Genomic DNA, 19,372 nt, shown 5'->3' with positions numbered 1-19,372 from the left:
CTGATACTCAGTTGCCGCTGACCATGCCGTGCTTCTTCTTGCCTAGGCTGATCTTGTCGCCCGCCTGCGGAGCGTGGGCGCCATCGCGCACCACTTCATCGTTCACGCGCACCGCGCCTTCTTCCAGCTTGCGCTTGGCCTCGCCGTTGGAGGCGACGAAGCCCAGAGCCACCAACGTGGCGACGATGTTGGGGGCCTGGCCGATCGCAACGCTCGGTAAATCCGCGCCCGCGCCACCCGCGAAAGTCGCGGCCGCCGTCCCGGCCGCCGCTTCCGCCGCCGCGCGTCCGTGCAGGATCGCGGTGGCCTCGTTCGCCAGCACTATCTTCGCGTCGTTGATCTCCGCGCCTTGCAGTGCCTCCAGCCGCGCGATCTCATCCAGCGGCATGTCCGTGAACAGCCGCAGGAACCGGCCAACGTCCGCATCCTGCGTGTTGCGCCAGAACTGCCAGTAATCATAAGCGGGCAGCTGATCGGCGTTGAGCCACACCGCACCCTTGGCTGTCTTGCCCATCTTGCCGCCGTCAGCCGTGGTGATGAGCGGCGTGGTGAGGCCATAGACCTCTGTGCTGTCAACACGGCGTGACAGCTCTATCCCGTTGACGATATTGCCCCACTGGTCAGATCCGCCCATCTGCAACCGGCAGGCTGAGCGGCGTGACAGCTCGAGAAAATCATAGGCCTGCAGGATCATGTAATTGAATTCGAGAAAGGTCAGCGGCTGCTCGCGCTCGAGCCGCAGCTTGACGGAATCGAACGTCAGCATCCGGTTGATCGTGAAATGGCGGCCGATGTCGCGCAGGAACGGCACATATTCGAGCGCATCGAGCCAGTCCGCGTTGTTGACTATCACCGCGTCGGTCGGCCCATCCCCAAAGGTCAGAAAATGTTCAAAAACCTGCTTTATAGAATTGATATTGTTGCCGATATCGTCGTTGGTGAGCAGCTTGCGGCTTTCGTCTTTCCCGCTTGGGTCGCCCACCTTGGTGGTGCCGCCGCCCATCAGCACGATCGGCTTGTGCCCCGCCTGCTGCAACCGGCGCAGCATCATGATCTGCACCAGGCTGCCGACATGCAGCGACGGCGCGGTCGCGTCAAAGCCGATATATCCCGGCACAATTTGCCGTGAGCTGAGCGCATCTAGCCCTTCCGCATCGGTTATCTGGTGGATATAGCCGCGCGAAGAGAGTAAGCGCAGCAGGTCGGAGCGATATTCTGTCATGGCGCGGGCGGTTAGCATGGAGCGGCACTTTGGACAATATAGCGAGCCTTGTTTGCCACCCGGATAGTCCGACCGACGCCGTGTCGGCGATCATCGTATCGGGAATGCGCGCGCCCGGTGGTTTCGTCACCATGCGCTATCATGTGCAGGGGGATATTGCGCGGCTCGTGGTGCCGGAGGCAATGGAGCCGGCGCGCACGGATCTTTTATGGAAGACCACCTGTTTCGAGCTGTTCACTCGTGATGCGGGGGACATCGCCTATCGCGAGTATAATTTCTCGCCCTCGCGCCGATGGGCGGCCTATGGCTTTTCCGACTATCGCGAAGGCATGCACGATATCGACATCTGGGCGCCACGCATCGAGGTGTCGGTATCGCCTGATGCGCTGATCGCTGACGTTACCTTCGTGTCGCCCCGCCTCGGCCCGCAGATGGTCGCCGCGAGCACGGTGATCGAGGAAAAGAACGGTCGCTTCTCTTATTGGGCGTTGCGGCATCGTGAGGGGCAACCATTCGACTTCCATCACCCCTACAGCTTCGCATTCGAGTTGCCAGCCTCGGATGGCCCTCGGCCACGGGCGGAGGACTATGGTGGCGTGGCCCATAACGACGGGTAAGCGAATTTCATGAACAATGGCATCGACCGGCTGATTGCCGATCCCCAACTGCGTAAACCTCTTGCGGGCAGGCGCGTAGCCTTGCTCGCTCATCCGGCGTCGGTGACGGCGGATCTGACGCACAGCCTCGATGCCCTCGCGGCGTGCGATGATATCACGCTCTCCGCCGCTTTCGGCCCGCAGCACGGCCTGCGCGGTGACAAGCAGGACAATATGATGGAGTCGCCAGACTTCGCCGATCCTGTCCACGGCATTCCCGTTTTCAGCCTCTATGGCGACGTCCGCCGCCCGACCGAAGCGATGATGGCGAGCTTCGATGTCATCCTGATCGACCTTCAGGATCTGGGCTGCCGCATCTACACATTCATCACCACCTTGCTCTATGTGCTTGAGGCTGCGGCTGCGCACGGCAAGTCCGTCTGGGTGCTGGATCGGCCCAACCCCATCGGCCGCCCGGTGGAGGGCTTGAGTCTGCGCCCCGGATGGGAGAGCTTTGTCGGGGCCGGGCCAATGCCGATGCGCCATGGCCTGACGCTGGGCGAACTGGGGCACTGGTTCATCAAGCACTACAAGCTCGATGTCGACTATCGCGTAATAGCGATGGAGGGCTGGGCGCCCGATGCCGCGCCGGGCCATGGTTGGCCGCAGGATCGGCTGTGGATCAACCCCAGCCCCAACGCACCCAGCCTCAACATGGCGCGCGCCTATCCCGGCACGGTGATGCTGGAGGGCGCGACCTTGAGTGAGGGCAGGGGCACCACCCGCCCGCTCGAGATTTTCGGTGCGCCCGATCTCGACGCGCGCGCGGTGATTATGGAGATGCGCAGCCTCGCGCCGGATTGGCTCAAGGGTTGCACCCTGCGCGACATCTGGTTCGAGCCGACGTTCCACAAGCATGTCGGCCAGCAATGCAACGGTGTGCATATTCATGCGGAAGGCGGCCATTACGACCATGCCGAATTCCGCCCGTGGCGTGTGCAGGCGCTCGCCTTCAAGGCGATCCGGCGATTATGGCCGGATTACGAGCTGTGGCGCGATTTCCCCTATGAATATGAGTTCGGCAAGCTGCCCATAGACGTGATCAACGGTTCCCCGCTGCTACGCGAATGGGTGGATGACGCGGACGCCTCACCCGCCGATCTCGATGCGCTCGCTTGCCCGGACGAGGACGCGTGGGCGGACGAGCGCCGTCCGTACCTGCTCTATTGACCGCGCTCGGCCGCCTTCAGCTGCGCCATCAGCTGGTCGAGCGACCGTTGGAGTTGCGCTACTTCGACCCGAAGCGCTCTTACCTGTGTTTTCGCGGAAGCCCTGTCGATCGTGAGTGCAGCCTTCCTGGGCTTCATCACCAGCGTGCGCAGCCACTGCTTTAGCGCGACCAAGCCCTTTTGCGGCGCCACCACCAGCGCGCGTTCGCGCGGCAGCGGGGCGGACGCAGCCTCACCAGCATGCGGTGCCATCGCTGTTCCCTTCGCCAGCGGCTCCCTCAGCTTCGGCAAGGCAAGAGCGCGCATTGCTTCGGGTTCCTTGCGGGGCGGGGTCAGCGGTGGCTTGGCCTGGGGAAGGCAGATGACCGCAGGCGTATTGCTGCGACGACGACTATTGGCACCGCGACCGCGGTTTCGGCTCTGCTTCATTGAATCAACCCCCGTATTTTCCCCCGGCATCAATTCGTATCAAAAGCAATATGTTGCGTTAACTATAACACAGAAACGCATTATGTAGAGTCAGTATTTTTACGATGCGACGATTTTACAAGTTGATGTGTGCAGTCTCAGCGCTTCCGGCTCAATTCGCGCATGGCGTCGTCCAGCCCATCCAGCGTGAGCGGATACATGCGCTCATCGAGCAGCTCGCGGATCATGCGGTTGGACTGGCTGTAACTCCAATAGTCCTGCTTATCCGGATTGAGCCAGACGGTTGCGGGGTAGGTGCGCGTTACCCGTTCCAGCCATGCCGCGCCCGGTTCTTCGTTCATATGCTCGACACTGCCGCCCGGATGGGTGATCTCGTAGGGTGACATTGCTGCGTCCCCCACGAACACGACCTTATAATCGTGCCCATATTTGTGGAGGATGTCCCATGTCGGCGTGCGCTCGGACCAGCGGCGGCGGTTGTCCTTCCACACGCCTTCGTAGAGGCAGTTGTGGAAATAGAAAAATTCCATGTTCTTGAATTCTGACGTGGCGGCGCTGAACAGCTCCTCGGTCAGCTTGATATGCGGGTCCATAGATCCGCCGACATCGAGGAACAGCAGCAGCTTGACCGCATTGCGCCGCTCTGGCCGCATGTGGATGTCCAGGAAGCCGCGCTTGGCGGTTCCTTCGATCGTCGCGCCCATGTCCAGCTCCTCGGCCGCGCCCTCGCGCGCAAAGCGGCGCAGGCGGCGCAGCGCGACCTTGATGTTGCGGGTGCCAAGTTCGCGGCTCGAATCGAGGTTCTGGAACTCGCGCTTTTCCCACACCTTGATCGCGCGCTTGTGACGCGATTCGCCGCCGATCCGCACGCCTTCGGGATTATAGCCGCCGTTGCCGAACGGCGAGGTGCCGCCGGTGCCGATCCACTTGTTACCGCCCTGATGCCGACCCTGCTGCTCCTCAAGCCGCTTCTTCAGCGTCTCCATGATCTCGTCCCAGCTGCCCAGGGACTTGATTTTCTCCATCTCCTCGGGGCTCAGAAATTTCTCCGCCACTGCCCGCAGCCAATCCTCCGGGATATCGCCTGAGACATTGCCCGGAATGTCCGAGAATATGCCCTTGAACACCTTGGAGAACACCTGATCGAACCGGTCGATCAGCCCCTCGTCCTTCACATAGGTGGCGCGGGCGAGATAATAGAAGCTCTCGGGCGTCCGCTCGATCACCTCTTTCTCAAGCGCGTCGAGCAGCACCAGATGCTCCTTGACGGAGGCAGGGATGCCGGCGGAGCGGAGCTCGTCGAGGAAGTTCAGAAGCATGGGTTATCGGGCCATCGGTTGGGTTTCCGGACCACCAGGATGATGGGGCAATGCGGGATCGAGAATTGCCCAGGACGGAGCACTCTGGGCCCATATGATGGCCGAAGGTCGAACCAGTTCCGGATCGTCGAGTATTCCGGCCCTGATCCGCATCGGAAGCTCCGCCACGTTGACGGTCTTGCTGAAAATTTGCGACCCGCACGATGCGCAAAAACCCCGCTCGACGCGGTTACCGCTGTCCGCCACGCGCGCGATGGTGCTGACTGGTCCTTGCAGATGCACAGCGTCTGGGGGGAAGAGGACGTTGACGGTCGCAGAGCCGCTGGCAAGCCGCTGACAGTCTCTGCACCAACACAGTCGGGCACCCAGTGGCTCCGCCTCGATGCTGATCTCGACAGCACCGCAGAAACATCTCCCCATATGTTTCACTTCACCAGCTCCTGTTTTTTCAGTTCGGCTTTGAAGTCGGCCTCGGCCTTCGCGACCATAGCGGGCAACAGGTCAGGCGCGATGAAAGCGTCCTTCTCGCCCATGCGTTGACGCCGTGCGCGGCCAAGCACGTCTCCGAAGTCTGGATGGGCGGGCAGGACGATGTCTGCCTTCCATGTGCGCACGCGGGCGAAGCTGCGGCGAAAGTCGGCGACGATGCCGGGATAACCATGGTTGTTGTAAAGCTTGTTGCCCGCCACCGTCAGGCTGCACGGGAACACGGCCTTGATCGTGCGCCCGGACTCGCGCATGTGCAACGCCCAGCTGGTGCATCCAGGCGTATGGCCGGGCGTAAGCAGGGGGACGAGGGCGACCCGCCCCATCTTGATCGCGCGACCATCGGCGAGTGTGCGGTCGACTTTCACCGGTGCGAAACGAACGACACCATAATCGACATCGCTCGGGGGCGTGCCCGTCTCATAAGCGCGCCGATCGGCCGCGCTCGCGTAGAAGCGCGCGCCTGTATCCCGCTTCAACTGCGCCAGTGCGCCCGCATGATCGAAATGCGCGTGCGTTGCGACGATCAGCTTGATGTCGCGCAGGCGAAAGCCCAGCGTCTGCACGCTGCGCTCCACCGATGCCGCGCTCTCGGCGAGCCCGCCGTCGAGCAGGATGAGGCCCGAGCCGGTATCGAAGAGGTAAACGCCAATCCCCTCCGTCCCCACATAATAGATCGGGCCTGCGACATGAAAGGGTGCCGTCGGCCGGCTCCATTCCTCAGGACTCTCAAGCGCGCCAGCCGTGCCGGCCCACATGAGCGCCGCCAGCCCGATGAGCGTCCTGTGCACGTTAGACGCCCTGCCGCCTGCTCATGAAGGCCAGTCGCTCGAACAGCATGACATCCTGCTCGTTCTTCAGCAATGCGCCATGCAGCGGGGGGATGGCCTTGCGTGCATCCTTCGATTGCAGCACGTCCAGCGGCATATCCTCCGCCAGCAGCAGCTTCAGCCAGTCGAGCAGCTCGCTCGTGCTCGGCTTTTTCTTGAGGCCCGGCACCTCGCGCACGTCGTAGAAGATTTCCAGCGCGCGGTTCACCAATATTTTCTGAATGCCCGGGAAGTGCACATCGATGATCGCCTGCATTGTCTCCCGATCGGGGAACTGAATGTAGTGGAAGAAGCAGCGGCGCAGGAACGCGTCGGGCAGTTCCTTCTCGTTGTTCGAGGTGATGACGACGATCGGGCGCTCCTGCGCCTTCACCGTCTCGCCGGTCTCGTAAACGTGGAACTCCATCCGGTCGAGTTCCTGCAACAGGTCGTTGGGGAACTCGATGTCCGCCTTGTCGATCTCGTCGATCAGCAGCACGGGGAGCTTCGGCGAGGTGAACGCCTCCCAGAGCTTGCCCTTGCGGATATAGTTGGAGATGTCGTGGACGCGCTCGTCACCCAGCTGGCCGTCACGCAGGCGGGCGACCGCATCATATTCGTAGAGGCCCTGATGCGCCTTGGTGGTGGACTTGATGTTCCACTCGATCAGCGGCGCGTCCAGCGCGGCGGCGATCTGTTGCGCCAATACCGTCTTGCCAGTGCCCGGTTCGCCCTTGACCAGCAACGGCCGCCGCAGCAGCACGGCGGCGTTGACCGCTACCTTGAGATCAGCAGTGGCGACATAATCGGCGGTGCCTTCGAAACGCATGAACCTGTCCATTCCCATGTTGCAATGCACATGGGCGTAGAACGGACCGAAAGCGAGGGCAAGCGGAGAAGGGCGATTATCCTTCGACGGACCGGATGCTGGCGCGGGCCTGCATCAACGCCCACAGGCCGCGATGCTGGTTGAGCAGCTGGCGTGCGCCAAACTGGATCGCGCGGCTCGAGGCCTCATCTACCGCGATTGCGCGCGCGACTTCCAGCGTATCCTCACGCGAGGGGAGGGTGCATTTGCGCGGTTCGACGCCAGCGCGAATGGCCGCCTTGTCGAGAAGATAGCGCACGCCGCTCCAGTCCAGCACCAGCGTCAATGCCGCACCCATGGCGCAGCCGCGCCGGTCCGACTGTGAGAGCATTTCGAGCGCATGGCGTTGTTGCAGCACCGCAGAATCGCAGTTGTTCTGGCCGGAAGTGCTCGGCACCGGGCCAAGAGCGACTGAAACGCGGGTCAGGGTGGCGCGCTCATCGGCAAACGCCTCTGACGCCTGCACCAGCCATTTGCGTGCGGCGTTGTCGGTGCTGCGGGTGGCGGCGTTATCGACCACACCGGGGAAGCGCCCATGCAGCAGGCAGAGATAATGAACGGCATCCGCCAGCGAGGCGAGGGGGCGGGCGCCATGATTGTCGGCATCGGCGCAGAGGCCCTGCACATGCGGTTGCGCCGCCGTGCCATCCGCCTCGACCAGGGCCATCAAAATTGTGTCCATGGCTTCCGTGCGCGGGCCATGCGAAATGTTCGTGTGCTGCATATCTACCTCGTTCATTCCCCCGTTTTATGGCCCTGGGGTTCGAGGATCATTTTTATCGCCGCGCAGTAAACGACGGGTTTATACAGCCTCTCGACTGAACGCAAAAAAGCGGCCGCATATGTCCCGCTTTGAGCCGTTAACCACCTTTCTATGGTTACTGATCGAGAAAGGATCGCATCTTCCGGCTGCGTGATGGGTGCTTCAGCTTGCGCAGCGCCTTGGCCTCGATCTGGCGGATTCGCTCGCGTGTGACCGAGAACTGCTGGCCCACTTCCTCCAGAGTGTGATCGGTGTTCATACCGATGCCGAAGCGCATGCGCAGCACGCGCTCCTCGCGCGGGGTAAGGCTGGCCAGCACGCGCGTGACCGTCTCCTTGAGGTTCGCCTGAATCGCGGCGTCGACCGGAATGATCGCGTTCTTGTCCTCGATGAAATCGCCGAGGTGCGAATCTTCCTCGTCGCCGATCGGCGTTTCGAGCGAGATCGGCTCCTTGGCGATCTTCATCACCTTGCGCACCTTCTCCAGCGGCATGGAAAGGCGCTCGGCCATTTCCTCCGGCGTCGGCTCGCGGCCCTGCTCGTGCAGGAACTGGCGGCTGGTGCGCACCAGCTTGTTGATCGTCTCGATCATGTGCACCGGGATGCGAATCGTGCGTGCCTGATCCGCGATCGAGCGGGTGATCGCCTGCCGGATCCACCAGGTTGCATATGTGCTGAATTTGTAGCCGCGGCGATACTCAAACTTGTCCACCGCCTTCATGAGGCCGATATTGCCTTCCTGGATGAGGTCGAGGAACTGCAGGCCACGGTTCGTGTATTTCTTCGCGATGGAAATGACGAGGCGCAGGTTCGCTTCCACCATCTCCTTCTTGGCGATGCGCGCTTCGCGCTCGCCCTTCTGCACCATGTTGACGATGCGGCGAAACTCGCTGAGCGCCATGCCGGTCGCCTGCGCAATTTCCGATACCTCGTTGCGGATGCGGTCCACCGCCTGTGCTTCGCCGGCGGCAAAGGCGGCCCACTTTTTGTCGATCCCGCCGACCCTCTCCAGCCAGCCTTCGTCCAGCTCGTGGTTGATATAGTTGTCGAGGAAGTCCTTGCGGGGAACTTTATGGCGCTCTGCCAGGCGCAGCATCTGCCCGCCCAGCGTGGTCAGGCGACGGTTATAGCTGTAGAGCTGATCGACGAGATATTCGATCTTCTGCTGATGGAACTGGACGCTCTCGACCTCGGCGGTGAGGTCTTCGCGTAGCTGCTGATACGAATCCTCATCGGCCTGGCTGATGGTTTCGCCCAATGCCATCGCATCGAGCCGGGCGGCCTGCGCGGCGGCGAACTGGTGGAAGATCTCGGCGATGGCGGCGAACTTCTCCAGCGCCATCGGCTTGAGTGTCTCTTCCATCTGCGCGAGCGAGAGGGTGTTGTCGTCCTCGTCCTCTTCTTCAACGCGCGGCGCGCGGCGTTCGACGAGCGAATCCTCGTCCTCGTCGGCGGATTCCGGTTCGTCCTCTACCTCTTCCTCATCCTTGAAGCTGGGGCCGGCGGTCTTCTCTGAAATCTCGCCGTCGTCGTCACCCTCATCGTCGTCAGACAGGCTCTCGGGTGCTGGGTCCTTTGAGAGCATCGCTTCAAGATCGAGAATCTCGCGCAGCTGCATCTCGCCATTGTTGAGCGCGGTCGACCATTCGATGATCGCGTGGAATGTGGTGGGGCTTTCGCACAGGCCCAGAATCATCGTGTCGCGCCCGGCCTCGATGCGCTTGGCGATCGCGATTTCACCCTCGCGCGACAGCAGCTCTACCGCGCCCATCTCGCGCAGGTACATGCGCACCGGGTCGTCCGTGCGGTCGACGGTTTCCTTCTTCTTTTCGGTGACGAGCAGCTCGCCGTCCTCGCCGGATTCCTCGCCGGAGGAATCGATCGCCTCAACCTCTTCCTCGCGCGAATCCTCGCCTTCTTCGCCCGCTTCCTCGTTCTCGACGATGTTGACGCCCATGTCATTCAGGGCAGACATCACATCCTCGATCTGCTCGGACGACATCTGGTCTTGGGGCAGCGCGGCGTTCAGCTCGTCATAGGTGATATATCCGCGCTTGGTTGCGCGCGCGATCAGCTTCTTGACCGAAGCCTCGTTGAGGTCGAGCAGCGGTGCATCGCCGCCATCCAGTTCATCGCCCTGACCTTTATTCGCCTTGCTCGCCATGTATTCGCCCTAATGTTTCGCCGTGTCCTGTAATGGCCGTCAGGCGGCCATAAGCTGTTCTTCGATGTTCGCCTTCAACTCGCGCAGCCGCTCGTCGTTCTGATGTTTAAGCTTGATCAGCGCGAGATGTTCCTGCCAACTTGCTTCATCGATGTCATTATCTTCGCTGCGCGCATAGAGGGCCGTTTTCAATCCTTCAAGCTTTGGAGCGAATTCCTGCTCGAACAGTAGCAGATTGATGACCTCGCCCAGGTCGTTTTCCGCCAGTTGCCTGTCCGCATCAGCCCGGAAAAACGAGAAGCCAAGGTCATGCGCGATATCGCGCCGTTCGGTTTCGGGCAGAGAAGCGTCTAGCAATATGGAGTCGATCAGGCTGGTTTCAAGGGTGGCGCGCTCGAATGATGCGCGCACCAGCAGGCTGGCCCAGGCCTTCAGCGTATCGGTCGGCATGGCAAGCGCGCCGATCTGCTCGCGATGGCTATACAGAACGGCCGGATAGCGCGACAGGCCCAGCAGGACCGCGCGCTTGACCATGCGTTCGATCCGCGCGCCCATATTGCCGAGATCGCCGCCGCGTATTTCTTCGCGCGAGCGGTTGATGAACCCGCGCACGGCGGAGCGTTCCTGCTTTTTCCAACCGAACTCTGCCCAGAAGCGGTCCTTCAGCGCCCGCTCATATTCGCGGCGAACGAGATCGTTGGAGATGGTCGCGGCATGTTCGTTGAGGCGCTGTTGCAGGCCCGCGCGCGCTTCCGGTGTGGCGGCAGGGGCAGCCTCGTGCTCATGCCGCCATAGCCGCTCGACCAGCGGCGTAGGGGACGCAACGCACGCCTCAAACCCCGCAGCCCCTTTCGCCTTCACCAGATCGTCGGGGTCCATGCCGCCGGGAAGGGTCACGAAACTCAATGATCGACCGGGCTGGAGGAGTGGCAGCGCGCGCAAGGCGGCGCGGTCCGCCGCTTTCTGACCGGCGCTGTCGCCATCGAAGCAGAGGATTGGCACATCAACCATCTTCCACAGCCGCTCGATCTGATGTTCTGTCAGCGCGGTGCCCAGTGGCGCGACGCATTCGTGGATGCCTGCCTGTGCCAGCGCGATCACGTCCATATAGCCCTCGACGACGATGATCCGCCCGGCCGCCCGGGCAGCAGGCAGCGCCTTGTCGATATTATAGAGCGTGCGCCCCTTGTCGAAGAGCGGCGTGTCGGGGGAATTCAGATATTTCGGTTCACCCGCGCTTAGAATACGGCCTCCGAATGCGATCACGCGCCCGCGCGCATCGCGGATCGGGATCATCAGCCTGCCCCGAAAGCGGTCATAGGCCTCGCGGCCCTTGTCCTCGGGCTTGATCAGCAGGCCCGCCTCGATCAGCAGCGCCTCCGGAAAATCGCGCAGCGCGGTCTTCAGCTTGCCGCGCGAATCCGGGGCATAGCCAAAGCCGAAGGCGCGGCGGGTGGCGTCCGAAATGCCGCGCTTTTCCAGATAGGCGCGCGCTTCCGCGCCATCCAGCCCGCCGAGCTGGGTTTCGAACCAGTCCTGCGCCGCCGCACACGCTTCATGCAGCCCCTTCGCCGCTTCAGCCTTCTTTGCCGCGCGCGGATCGGGCGCGGGCACTTCCAGACCAGCCGCGTCCGCCAGCTCCTTGACCGCATCCATGAACGGCAGGCCGCGCTGGTCGGTCATCCACCGGATCGCATCGCCATGCGCGCCGCAGCCGAAGCAGTGATAAAAGCCCTTTTCGTCGTTGATCGTGAAGCTGGGTGTCTTCTCGTTATGGAAGGGGCAGCAGGCCTTATATTCCCGCCCAGCCTTGCTCACCTTCACGCTCTTGCCGATGAGGGTGGAGAGCGTGGTTCGCGCGCGCAACTCGTCAAGGAACTGGGGCGATAGGGACATGGCCTATTATACCTGTCTACCTCCGAAACGGGCTGGTTTCAATCGTCAATAACGGTATATAAATCAAAACAGCCGGGGGAGAGCAACTATGGCAACAGCGAGCAGCGCGGCATCGACGGACAGCAGCGCCCGCCCCGCCGAGTCTTCGTTTTTCACGATCTGCGCCGTCATCATGGGGCTAGTGATCGTTGCCGGATTTTCCGTCAATCTGGCGATGGGCCGGTCCACCTTTGCCGTCCCGCCCATCTATCACGTCCACGCCCTCGTCTTTTTCGGTTGGGTGGCACTGTATCTTGCGCAGACCTTCACGATAGCGCGGGGCCATATCCGGCTGCATCGCGCGCTGGGGAAGGTTGCTTATGCCTGGGCGCCGGCGATGGTCGTGCTGGGTATCGCCATGCTGCTCACCTCGATGCGGCGCATGGGCGGGCCGCCTTTCTTCGACCAGCGCGAGTTCCTGTTCAGCAACTGCATGATGCTGGTGTTGTTCGCGATACTGACGATCACGGCACTGCGCATGCCGCGCAGCACCGGCTGGCACCCGCGCCTGATGCTCACCGGGATGGCGCTTCTGGTCAACCCCGGCATTGGCCGCCTGTTGCCACTGCCATACATGATCCCTTACGCATGGCTGGGGACGACGATGCTCGTTCTGGTGTTCCCAATAGCGGGCATGATTGCGGACAAGCGCCGCACAGGCCGCGTTCACCCCGCCTGGGCGTGGGGTATCGGCGCCATTCTCCTCACTCAGCTTGTTGCCGATGTGCTGGCCTTCAGCGACTGGGGCGCCGCCGTCACGCAGGCTGTCGTCGCGGGCACGCCGGGCGCGCAGCGGCCGATGGAGGCATTCCTGCCGCCCGGCTTCTGACCGGCAGGCTCAGGCCAGCGCCGCCTTCACGAGGCCGCTCGCCTTGCTCATGTCGATTACGGTGCCGTGGCGTTCCTTCAACAGCGCCATCACGCGCCCCATATCCTTGACGGACGCGGCGCCGACTTCGGCCTTGATCGCCTCGATCGCCGCCTTGGTCTCGTCCTCGCTCAGCTGTCGCGGCAGGAAGCTCTCGATCACGTCAAGCTCGGCCTGCTCCTTCGCCGCCAGCTCGGCGCGGCCGCCCTGCTCATACATTGCAATCGATTCGCGCCGCTGCTTGACCATCTTTTGCAATACATCGACGACGATCGCATCATCCTCCGGCACCTGGGATGCGGTGCGCAGCTCGATGTCCCGGTCCTTCAGTTTGGCGAGGATGAGGCGCACGGCGGCAAGGCGTTCCTTGTCGCCGCCCTTCATCGCCTCGATTTGCGCGGCCTTGATATCGTCACGGATCATGACGGTGCGAATCCTTAGATGAATGCTGGAATAAAGGACCACCTATAACGGCGAAATCATTTTTTAACAGTCATTGACCGCACCGGCCCAAGCGCATAGGGAACCGGCCGTTTAGCCTGCGTTTCTTGAGCGAAGAAGCGCTGCCCAACACAAAGCAAAAGCCCACAGAGCAAAAGCAAGGAACGAACGACCATGGCAACCGCCAAATACCCAATCACGCCTAAAGGAGCGACCGGGGTATTGGTATTGGCGGATGGCACCTGCGTCTTTGGCCGGGGCTTTGGCGCGGTCGGCGATGCGGTGGGCGAGGTGTGCTTCAACACCGCGATCACCGGCTATCAGGAGATCATGACCGACCCGAGCTACGCCGGGCAGATCATCACCTTCACTTTCCCGCACATCGGCAATGTCGGCACCAACCCGGAGGATGTGGAGCGCGAGGCGCCGCACGCGCTCGGCTGCATCGTGCGTGAGGATGTGACCGAACCGAGCAACTTCCGCAATGTGCAGGGGTTCGACGCCTGGATGGCGCAGACCGGGCGCATCGGCATTTCCGGCGTGGATACCCGCGCACTCACCCGGCGCATCAGGATGCAAGGCGCGCCTAACGCCGTGATCGCACATGATCCGGCGGGCAAGTTCGATCTCGCCGCCCTGCATGACAAGGCCAAGAGCTGGCCGGGGCTGGAAGGCATGGACCTCGCGCTCACGGTAACGGGCCAGCACCGCGCATGGGAAGGCGGCGCGTGGACGCTGGGGCAGGGTTATGCCCAAGGCGAGGGGAGCGAGAAGCCCCACGTCGTTGCCATAGATTATGGCGCGAAGGACAATATCTTCCGCTCGCTGGTAAAAGCCGGCGCGCGCGTCACCGTGCTGCCCGCCACGGCGAGCTATGACGACATCATGGCGCTCAATCCCGCGGGCGTGTTCCTCTCCAACGGCCCCGGCGATCCGGCGGCGACAGGCGAATATGCGGTGCCGGTGATCCGCAAGCTCTTGGACGCCAACATGCCGATCTTCGGCATCTGCTTGGGCCACCAGATGCTGGCGCTGGCGGCGGGTGCGAAGACGATCAAGATGCATCAGGGCCATCGCGGCGCGAACCACCCGGTCAAGCATCTGGAAAAGAATGTGGTCGAGATCACCAGCATGAACCACGGCTTCGCGGTGGATGCGGCGAGCCTGCCCAACAACGTAAAGGAAACGCATGTGAGCCTGTTCGATGGCTCCAACTGCGGCATCGCCTTCACCGACAAGAACGCCTTCGGTGTGCAATATCACCCCGAAGCCTCCCCCGGCCCGCAGGACAGCTTCTACCTGTTCGAGAAGTTTGTGGGAGGATTGGGATGAAGAGACTGAATATAATTTCTCTCTCGCTGCTTTCTTTATCAGCTTGTTCGGAACGACTCTGCATAGATGGTGGCGCTCAATGCTGGGCGGGTAGAACTGAGATAATAGAGGCAGCTGCTAAATGTGGAGTGCCTAACTTCGAGCCAACAGAGGCTGGAGATGCTTGGGCGGCTTATGTTCCGAAAACTGTTCCAAATCACGAAGCTAAAGAGCAGTGTATTTATGATCACTTCAAGAGACTAGGTTTGCTGGTAACTCGCTAATGCCCCTAATCCCTAACATCTCCTCATTGTCCAAACCCTCTCCCCCCCGCGGGAGAGGGTGGCGCGCGTCAGCGCGTCGGGTGAGGGGGCAGGTGCCTCGCTATCGTTTCCAGCACGCCGTCGATATTGCCCAGCACCTCATGGTTCCAGAAGCGGATGACCGTGAAACCCTGCGCTTCGAGGAAGGCGGTGCGCTCGGCGTCAGCCTCAACGCTATGATGCCCGCCATCCGCTTCCACGATCAGCCGCGCCTCAAAACAGAGGAAATCCGCAATGAAGCGGCCAATGGGCACCTGCCTGCGGAATTTCGCGCCATAAAGCTGCCGGTTGCGCAGCCGCGCCCAAAGCAGCGTCTCTGCATCGGTAGCGTCCCGGCGCAGGCAGCGCGCCTGCTGTTTCGCGAAGTCGGTCACTTTTCCCCCTCACCCGGTCGCTTCGCGACCACCCTCTCCCGCAAGGGGAGAGGGGCGACAGTCCTCATAAGGCAATGAGAGCATAATGCCCAAACGAACTGACATATCCTCCTTGCCTCTTATCGACGCAGGCCCGAAGGCGGAGCGTGGTGTCATGCTTCCCAGGGGTTTATTAGTGTCACGCCGCTATGCGCGAAATCCTTCACATTGCGGGTCGCTATCGACATCCGATGCGTTATCGCTTGCGCAGCGATTTGTAGGTCAATCGTCGACGGATTGCGACCTGCCCTCTTCTCATGAGCGGCGAGTTCGCCAAAGGCTACAGCGCAATCTCGATCGAATGACACGATGGAGCCTTCGAAAGAACGGGAGAGTTGCTCAAGCCATTGGGCAATGTCAGTCTTTCGCTTTCCTTCGGGCATCAGTTTCATGCCAAAGTGCATTTCACCAAGGACGACTGCCGATAGCGCGAGGTTTGCATCGTTGTCGGACAGCCATTGCTGGACCGTGGGGTTGCCACCGGGATTCTCCGTCTGACGCCAGATATTGGAATCGACCAGAATCACGGAAAGCGTGGTTCACGGATAGACTGTCGTTCAGGCAATTCGAACCCGGTCATATCGGGCGCGATGCGCAGCAGATATTCCATGCGGCCTTCACCCGGTCTGCGACCATCGCCGCCCCGCGCTCCGTAAGTGCGCTCGAGCAAGGCGCGCACCTCGGCCTCAATGGATCGGCCATTGGCGGCGGCTTCCTCTCGCATTGCTTGTTTCAAGGCGTCGTCAATTTTTCGGATCGTGATAGCACCCACGGTCATACACCTTATGATTGCAATGCAATCAATGTAATCAATGATAGCGAAATATTCAATGCCCAAAAGAACTGACATCTCCTCCATCCTCATCATTGGCGCGGGGCCGATCATTATCGGTCAGGCGTGCGAGTTCGATTATTCGGGCACGCAGGCGGTCAAGGCGCTGAAAGAGGAAGGCTATCGCATCATCCTCGTCAACTCCAACCCCGCGACGATCATGACCGATCCGGAGCTGGCGGACGCGACCTATATCGAGCCGATCACGCCGGAAATCGTCGCCAAGATCATTGAAAAGGAGCGGCCGGACGCCGTGCTGCCCACCATGGGCGGCCAGACCGCATTGAACACCGCGCTCGCCCTGTTCCGCGATGGCACGCTGGAGAAGTTTGGCGTGGCTATGATCGGCGCGGATGCCGAGGCTATCGACAAGGCGGAGGATCGCCTCAAGTTCCGTGACGCGATGGACAAGATCGGCCTCGAATCCGCGCGCAGCCGCATTGCGCATACGATGGACGAGGCGATGGACGCGCTGGAATTCACCGGCCTGCCCGCGATCATCCGGCCCAGCTTCACCATGGGCGGCACCGGCGGCGGCGTCGCGTATAACAGGGACGAATTCCGCCAGATCGTCGCCTCCGGCCTCGATGCCTCGCCCACCACCGAGGTGCTGATCGAGGAATCCCTGTTGGGGTGGAAAGAATATGAGATGGAGGTCGTGCGGGACCGCAACGACAACGCCATCATCATCTGCTCCATCGAAAATGTCGATCCGATGGGCGTGCACACCGGCGACTCGATCACCGTCGCCCCTGCGCTGACGCTGACCGACAAGGAATATCAGATCATGCGCAACGCCTCGCTGGCGGTGTTGCGGGAGATCGGCGTCGAGACCGGCGGCTCCAACGTGCAGTTCGCGGTCAACCCGAAGGATGGCCGCCTGATCGTGATCGAGATGAACCCGCGCGTGTCGCGCTCGTCGGCGCTGGCGTCCAAGGCGACCGGCTTCCCGATTGCGAAGGTCGCGGCAAAGCTCGCCGTCGGCTACACGCTCGATGAGATCATGAACGACATCACCGGCGCGACGCCCGCCAGCTTCGAGCCGACGATCGACTATGTCGTGACGAAAATCCCCCGCTTCGCGTTCGAGAAGTTCAAGGGCGCGGAGCCGCTGCTCGGCACGGCGATGAAGTCCGTCGGCGAGGTGATGGCGATCGGCCGCAACATCCACGAATCCATGCAAAAGGCGCTGCGCGGGCTGGAAACGGGGCTGAGCGGTTTCAACATCGTCGATCATCTGGTCGGTGCGCCCAAGGATGACATCGTCGCAGCCCTGGGCCAGCCGACGCCAGACCGGCTGCTGATCGCTGCGCAGGCGTTGCGCGAGGGGCTGTCGGTGGCGGAGGTCCACGCGGTCGCAAAGTTCGACCCATGGTTCCTGGAGCGGATCAAGGAGATCGTCGAGGCCGAGGCAGAAGTGCTGGAAAACGGTCTGCCGCAGACGGCGGAGGGCATGCGCAAGCTCAAGTCCATGGGCTTTTCCGACGCGCGGCTGTCGTTCCTCGCGCTGCAATCGGCGCATCTGCTTGCCCCGCAGGCGGCGAAGGGCCATGGCCTTGTCCATGACGCGGTGAAGGCGTTGACCGGCGCGACCACGGAGTCGGAAATGCGCGCGCTGCGCCACAAGCTCGGCGTGCGCCCGGTCTTCAAGCGCATCGACACCTGCGCGGCGGAATTCGAAGCCAAGACGCCTTACATGTATTCGACCTACGAAGCGCCTTCGTTTGGCGAGCCGGAGTGCGAGAGCGCGCCGACAGACCGCAAGAAGGTCGTGATCCTCGGCGGCGGGCCGAACCGGATCGGGCAGGGGATCGAGTTCGATTATTGCTGCTGCCACGCCTGTTTCGCGCTCGATGAGGCGGGCTACGAGACGATCATGGTCAATTGCAACCCGGAGACGGTGAGCACCGATTATGACACGTCTGACCGGCTCTATTTCGAGCCGTTGACGGTCGAGGATGTGCTCGAAATCCTGCAGAAAGAGATGCAAAACGGCACTTTGGTGGGCGTTATCGTGCAGTTTGGCGGGCAGACGCCGCTGAAGCTGGCGCAGGCGCTGGAGGACGCGGGCATCCCGATCCTCGGCACCACGCCGGACGCGATCGACCTCGCCGAAGACCGGGAACGCTTCGCCGCGCTGGTGACGAAGCTGGGTTTGAAGCAACCCGCCAACGGCATCGCGCGGAGCCGGGAGGAGGCTATCGCGGTCGCCAACCGCATCGGCTATCCGGTGCTGATGCGCCCCTCCTATGTGCTCGGCGGGAGGGCGATGGAGATCGTCGACGGGCAGGCGCAGCTCGAGGAATATATCGCGACGGCGGTTCAAGTTTCCGGGGATTCTCCGGTACTTATCGACCAATATTTACGCGACGCGATAGAAGTGGATGTCGATGCGATCTGCGACGGGGATGATGTCGTCGTCGCCGGCGTCCTACAGCATATCGAGGAGGCGGGCGTGCACTCGGGAGACAGCGCCTGCTCCCTGCCGCCATACTCTCTCCACGTGGAAATAGTCATGGAAATTGAGCGCCAGACCGACGCGCTCGCCCGCGCTCTCAAGGTACGCGGCCTGATGAACATCCAGTTCGCGGTAAAGGACGGCGCGGTCTACCTCATCGAGGTAAACCCCCGCGCCAGCCGCACCGTCCCCTTCGTCGCCAAAGCGATCGGCGCGCCCGTCGCCAAGATCGCTGCGCGGGTCATGGCGGGAGAAAAGCTCGCAAATCTGCCGAAGATCGACCGCAACGCCATCAGCCACATTGCGGTGAAAGAGGCCGTGTTCCCATTCAACCGCTTCCCCGGCGTCGACCCGGTGCTCAGCCCGGAGATGAAGAGCACGGGCGAGGTCATGGGCATAGACGCGGATTTTGCGACCGCGTTCGCCAAGTCACAGCTCGGCGCGGGCGTCGTCCTGCCGCGTGACGGCGCGATCTTCGTTTCGGTCAAGGATAGCGACAAGCCGGTTATCCTGCCTGCGGTGCAGAAAGCAGCCGCTTTGGGCTTTGCCATCGTCGCGACGGGCGGCACGGCGCGCTATCTCGCGGAGCAGGGGATCGCGGTCGAGACCGTCAACAAGGTGGCGCAGGGGCGCCCGCATATCGTCGACCGGATCACCGATGGTGGCATAGCGATGGTTTTCAACACCACCGAGGGCTGGCAATCGCTGAAAGACAGTCACTCGATCCGCACCAGCGCGCTGAGGATGAAGACACCGAGCTTCACCACCGCTGCAGCAAGCGTGGCCGCCGTCGATGCCATCGAGGCGTTGAAGGCGCATCCTCTTGAAGTGAGGGCTTTGCAGTCCTATTATAACTAACCCTGACTAGAAAATTCCGCTCAGGATTGAGATCACTCGTCGGCGCTT

At 61.9% G+C, this 19,372-nt stretch carries 18 protein-coding genes; 5 read left to right on the top strand and 13 right to left on the bottom strand.

The features are described 5' to 3' along the window. Positions 1-7: 7 nt before the first annotated feature. Positions 8-1,222 carry a tyrosine--tRNA ligase gene (gene tyrS, locus OOT33_RS05440; protein ID WP_307749313.1) on the bottom strand — a complete coding sequence of 405 codons (1,215 nt, stop codon included), beginning with the start codon at positions 1,220-1,222 and terminating at the stop codon, positions 8-10. Between the two features lie 29 nt (positions 1,223-1,251). On the opposite strand from tyrS, the gene OOT33_RS05435 reads away from it, so the two are divergent. Both OOT33_RS05435 and OOT33_RS05430 read left to right on the top strand, forming a co-directional pair. Beyond that, a complete protein-coding gene (locus OOT33_RS05435; RefSeq protein WP_307748982.1) occupies positions 1,252-1,839 on the top strand; it encodes a DOMON-like domain-containing protein in 588 nt (195 codons plus the stop codon). 9 nt (positions 1,840-1,848) lie between these two features. Continuing rightward, entirely contained in the window at positions 1,849-3,048 is a 1,200-nt protein-coding gene (locus tag OOT33_RS05430; RefSeq protein WP_307748981.1) for a DUF1343 domain-containing protein, read from the top strand. On the opposite strand, the gene OOT33_RS05425 is transcribed toward OOT33_RS05430, so the two are convergent. The 8 genes from OOT33_RS05425 to dnaG all read right to left on the bottom strand — a co-directional run bounded on the left by OOT33_RS05425 (position 3,042) and on the right by dnaG (position 11,781). Further along, the gene (locus tag OOT33_RS05425) at positions 3,042-3,353 is read right to left on the bottom strand and encodes a hypothetical protein (RefSeq protein WP_307748980.1); all 312 of its coding nucleotides are present in this window, start codon (positions 3,351-3,353) and stop codon (positions 3,042-3,044) included. The two genes, OOT33_RS05430 and OOT33_RS05425, sit on opposite strands and share 7 nt — an antisense overlap. A gap of 260 nt (positions 3,354-3,613) precedes the next feature. Then, positions 3,614-4,795 carry a VWA domain-containing protein gene (locus OOT33_RS05420; protein ID WP_307748979.1) on the bottom strand — a complete coding sequence of 394 codons (1,182 nt, stop codon included), beginning with the start codon at positions 4,793-4,795 and terminating at the stop codon, positions 3,614-3,616. 3 nt (positions 4,796-4,798) lie between these two features. Beyond that, complete coding sequence (locus OOT33_RS05415; RefSeq protein ID WP_307749312.1) at positions 4,799-5,215, bottom strand: GFA family protein; 417 nt, start codon at positions 5,213-5,215, stop codon at positions 4,799-4,801. Between the two features lie 5 nt (positions 5,216-5,220). Further along, positions 5,221-6,072, bottom strand: a complete 852-nt coding sequence (gene bla, locus OOT33_RS05410) for a subclass B3 metallo-beta-lactamase (RefSeq protein ID WP_307748978.1) — start codon at positions 6,070-6,072, stop codon at positions 5,221-5,223. Between the two features lies 1 nt (position 6,073). Then, entirely contained in the window at positions 6,074-6,919 is an 846-nt protein-coding gene (locus tag OOT33_RS05405) for an AAA family ATPase (protein WP_307748977.1), read from the bottom strand. A gap of 76 nt (positions 6,920-6,995) precedes the next feature. Then, entirely contained in the window at positions 6,996-7,682 is a 687-nt protein-coding gene (locus OOT33_RS05400) for a hypothetical protein (protein WP_307748976.1), read from the bottom strand. A gap of 154 nt (positions 7,683-7,836) precedes the next feature. After that, complete coding sequence (gene rpoD / locus OOT33_RS05395; RefSeq protein WP_307748975.1) at positions 7,837-9,885, bottom strand: RNA polymerase sigma factor RpoD; 2,049 nt, start codon at positions 9,883-9,885, stop codon at positions 7,837-7,839. A gap of 39 nt (positions 9,886-9,924) precedes the next feature. After that, a complete protein-coding gene (gene dnaG / locus OOT33_RS05390; RefSeq protein WP_307748974.1) occupies positions 9,925-11,781 on the bottom strand; it encodes a DNA primase in 1,857 nt (618 codons plus the stop codon). Between the two features lie 88 nt (positions 11,782-11,869). Here dnaG and OOT33_RS05385 point away from each other — a divergent pair, with 88 nt between their 5' ends. Then, complete coding sequence (locus tag OOT33_RS05385; RefSeq protein WP_307748973.1) at positions 11,870-12,649, top strand: hypothetical protein; 780 nt, start codon at positions 11,870-11,872, stop codon at positions 12,647-12,649. A 9-nt stretch (positions 12,650-12,658) separates the two neighbouring features. Here OOT33_RS05385 and OOT33_RS05380 read toward each other — a convergent pair whose 3' ends face one another. Further along, positions 12,659-13,111, bottom strand: a complete 453-nt coding sequence (locus OOT33_RS05380) for a GatB/YqeY domain-containing protein (protein ID WP_307748972.1) — start codon at positions 13,109-13,111, stop codon at positions 12,659-12,661. A 192-nt stretch (positions 13,112-13,303) separates the two neighbouring features. On the opposite strand from OOT33_RS05380, the gene carA reads away from it, so the two are divergent. Continuing rightward, a complete protein-coding gene (gene carA, locus OOT33_RS05375; protein WP_307748971.1) occupies positions 13,304-14,461 on the top strand; it encodes a glutamine-hydrolyzing carbamoyl-phosphate synthase small subunit in 1,158 nt (385 codons plus the stop codon). Positions 14,462-14,792: 331 nt separating this feature from the next. On the opposite strand, the gene OOT33_RS05370 is transcribed toward carA, so the two are convergent. From OOT33_RS05370 to OOT33_RS05360, 3 genes are all read right to left on the bottom strand, one after another. Then, on the bottom strand, positions 14,793-15,137 hold the full coding sequence (locus OOT33_RS05370) for a DUF559 domain-containing protein (protein ID WP_307748970.1): 345 nt from the start codon (positions 15,135-15,137) through the stop codon (positions 14,793-14,795). A gap of 152 nt (positions 15,138-15,289) precedes the next feature. Further along, on the bottom strand, positions 15,290-15,703 hold the full coding sequence (locus OOT33_RS05365; protein ID WP_307748969.1) for a PIN domain-containing protein: 414 nt from the start codon (positions 15,701-15,703) through the stop codon (positions 15,290-15,292). After that, positions 15,700-16,026, bottom strand: coding sequence for a hypothetical protein (locus OOT33_RS05360; protein WP_307748968.1), 327 nt, complete (start codon positions 16,024-16,026; stop codon positions 15,700-15,702). The genes OOT33_RS05365 and OOT33_RS05360 overlap by 4 nt, the downstream gene beginning before the upstream one ends. On the opposite strand from OOT33_RS05360, the gene carB reads away from it, so the two are divergent. Then, positions 16,007-19,324: a carbamoyl-phosphate synthase large subunit gene (carB, locus tag OOT33_RS05355; RefSeq protein ID WP_307748967.1), complete on the top strand. Its 3,318-nt coding sequence runs from the start codon at positions 16,007-16,009 to the stop codon at positions 19,322-19,324. The two genes, OOT33_RS05360 and carB, sit on opposite strands and share 20 nt — an antisense overlap. Positions 19,325-19,372: the final 48 nt, after the last annotated feature.

The organism is Sphingobium sp. DEHP117 (genome assembly GCF_030867385.1).
In the GTDB taxonomy this organism is placed as follows: domain Bacteria; phylum Pseudomonadota; class Alphaproteobacteria; order Sphingomonadales; family Sphingomonadaceae; genus Sphingobium.
This window is presented reverse-complemented; position numbering and strand designations above follow the sequence as displayed.

Coding starts and splice junctions, on each gene's coding strand:
- rpoD (WP_307748975.1), bottom strand. CDS start 9,885: ATGGCGAGCAAGGCGAATAAAGGTCAGGGCGATGAACTGGATGGCGGC.
- OOT33_RS05400 (WP_307748976.1), bottom strand. CDS start 7,682: ATGCAGCACACGAACATTTCGCATGGCCCGCGCACGGAAGCCATGGAC.
- dnaG (WP_307748974.1), bottom strand. CDS start 11,781: ATGTCCCTATCGCCCCAGTTCCTTGACGAGTTGCGCGCGCGAACCACG.
- tyrS (WP_307749313.1), bottom strand. CDS start 1,222: ATGACAGAATATCGCTCCGACCTGCTGCGCTTACTCTCTTCGCGCGGC.
- OOT33_RS05360 (WP_307748968.1), bottom strand. CDS start 16,026: ATGTCAGTTCTTTTGGGCATTGAATATTTCGCTATCATTGATTACATT.
- carB (WP_307748967.1), top strand. CDS start 16,007: ATGCCCAAAAGAACTGACATCTCCTCCATCCTCATCATTGGCGCGGGG.
- carA (WP_307748971.1), top strand. CDS start 13,304: ATGGCAACCGCCAAATACCCAATCACGCCTAAAGGAGCGACCGGGGTA.
- OOT33_RS05425 (WP_307748980.1), bottom strand. CDS start 3,353: ATGCGCGCTCTTGCCTTGCCGAAGCTGAGGGAGCCGCTGGCGAAGGGA.
- OOT33_RS05420 (WP_307748979.1), bottom strand. CDS start 4,795: ATGCTTCTGAACTTCCTCGACGAGCTCCGCTCCGCCGGCATCCCTGCC.
- OOT33_RS05405 (WP_307748977.1), bottom strand. CDS start 6,919: ATGCGTTTCGAAGGCACCGCCGATTATGTCGCCACTGCTGATCTCAAG.
- OOT33_RS05415 (WP_307749312.1), bottom strand. CDS start 5,215: ATGGGGAGATGTTTCTGCGGTGCTGTCGAGATCAGCATCGAGGCGGAG.
- OOT33_RS05430 (WP_307748981.1), top strand. CDS start 1,849: ATGAACAATGGCATCGACCGGCTGATTGCCGATCCCCAACTGCGTAAA.
- OOT33_RS05380 (WP_307748972.1), bottom strand. CDS start 13,111: ATGATCCGTGACGATATCAAGGCCGCGCAAATCGAGGCGATGAAGGGC.
- OOT33_RS05385 (WP_307748973.1), top strand. CDS start 11,870: ATGGCAACAGCGAGCAGCGCGGCATCGACGGACAGCAGCGCCCGCCCC.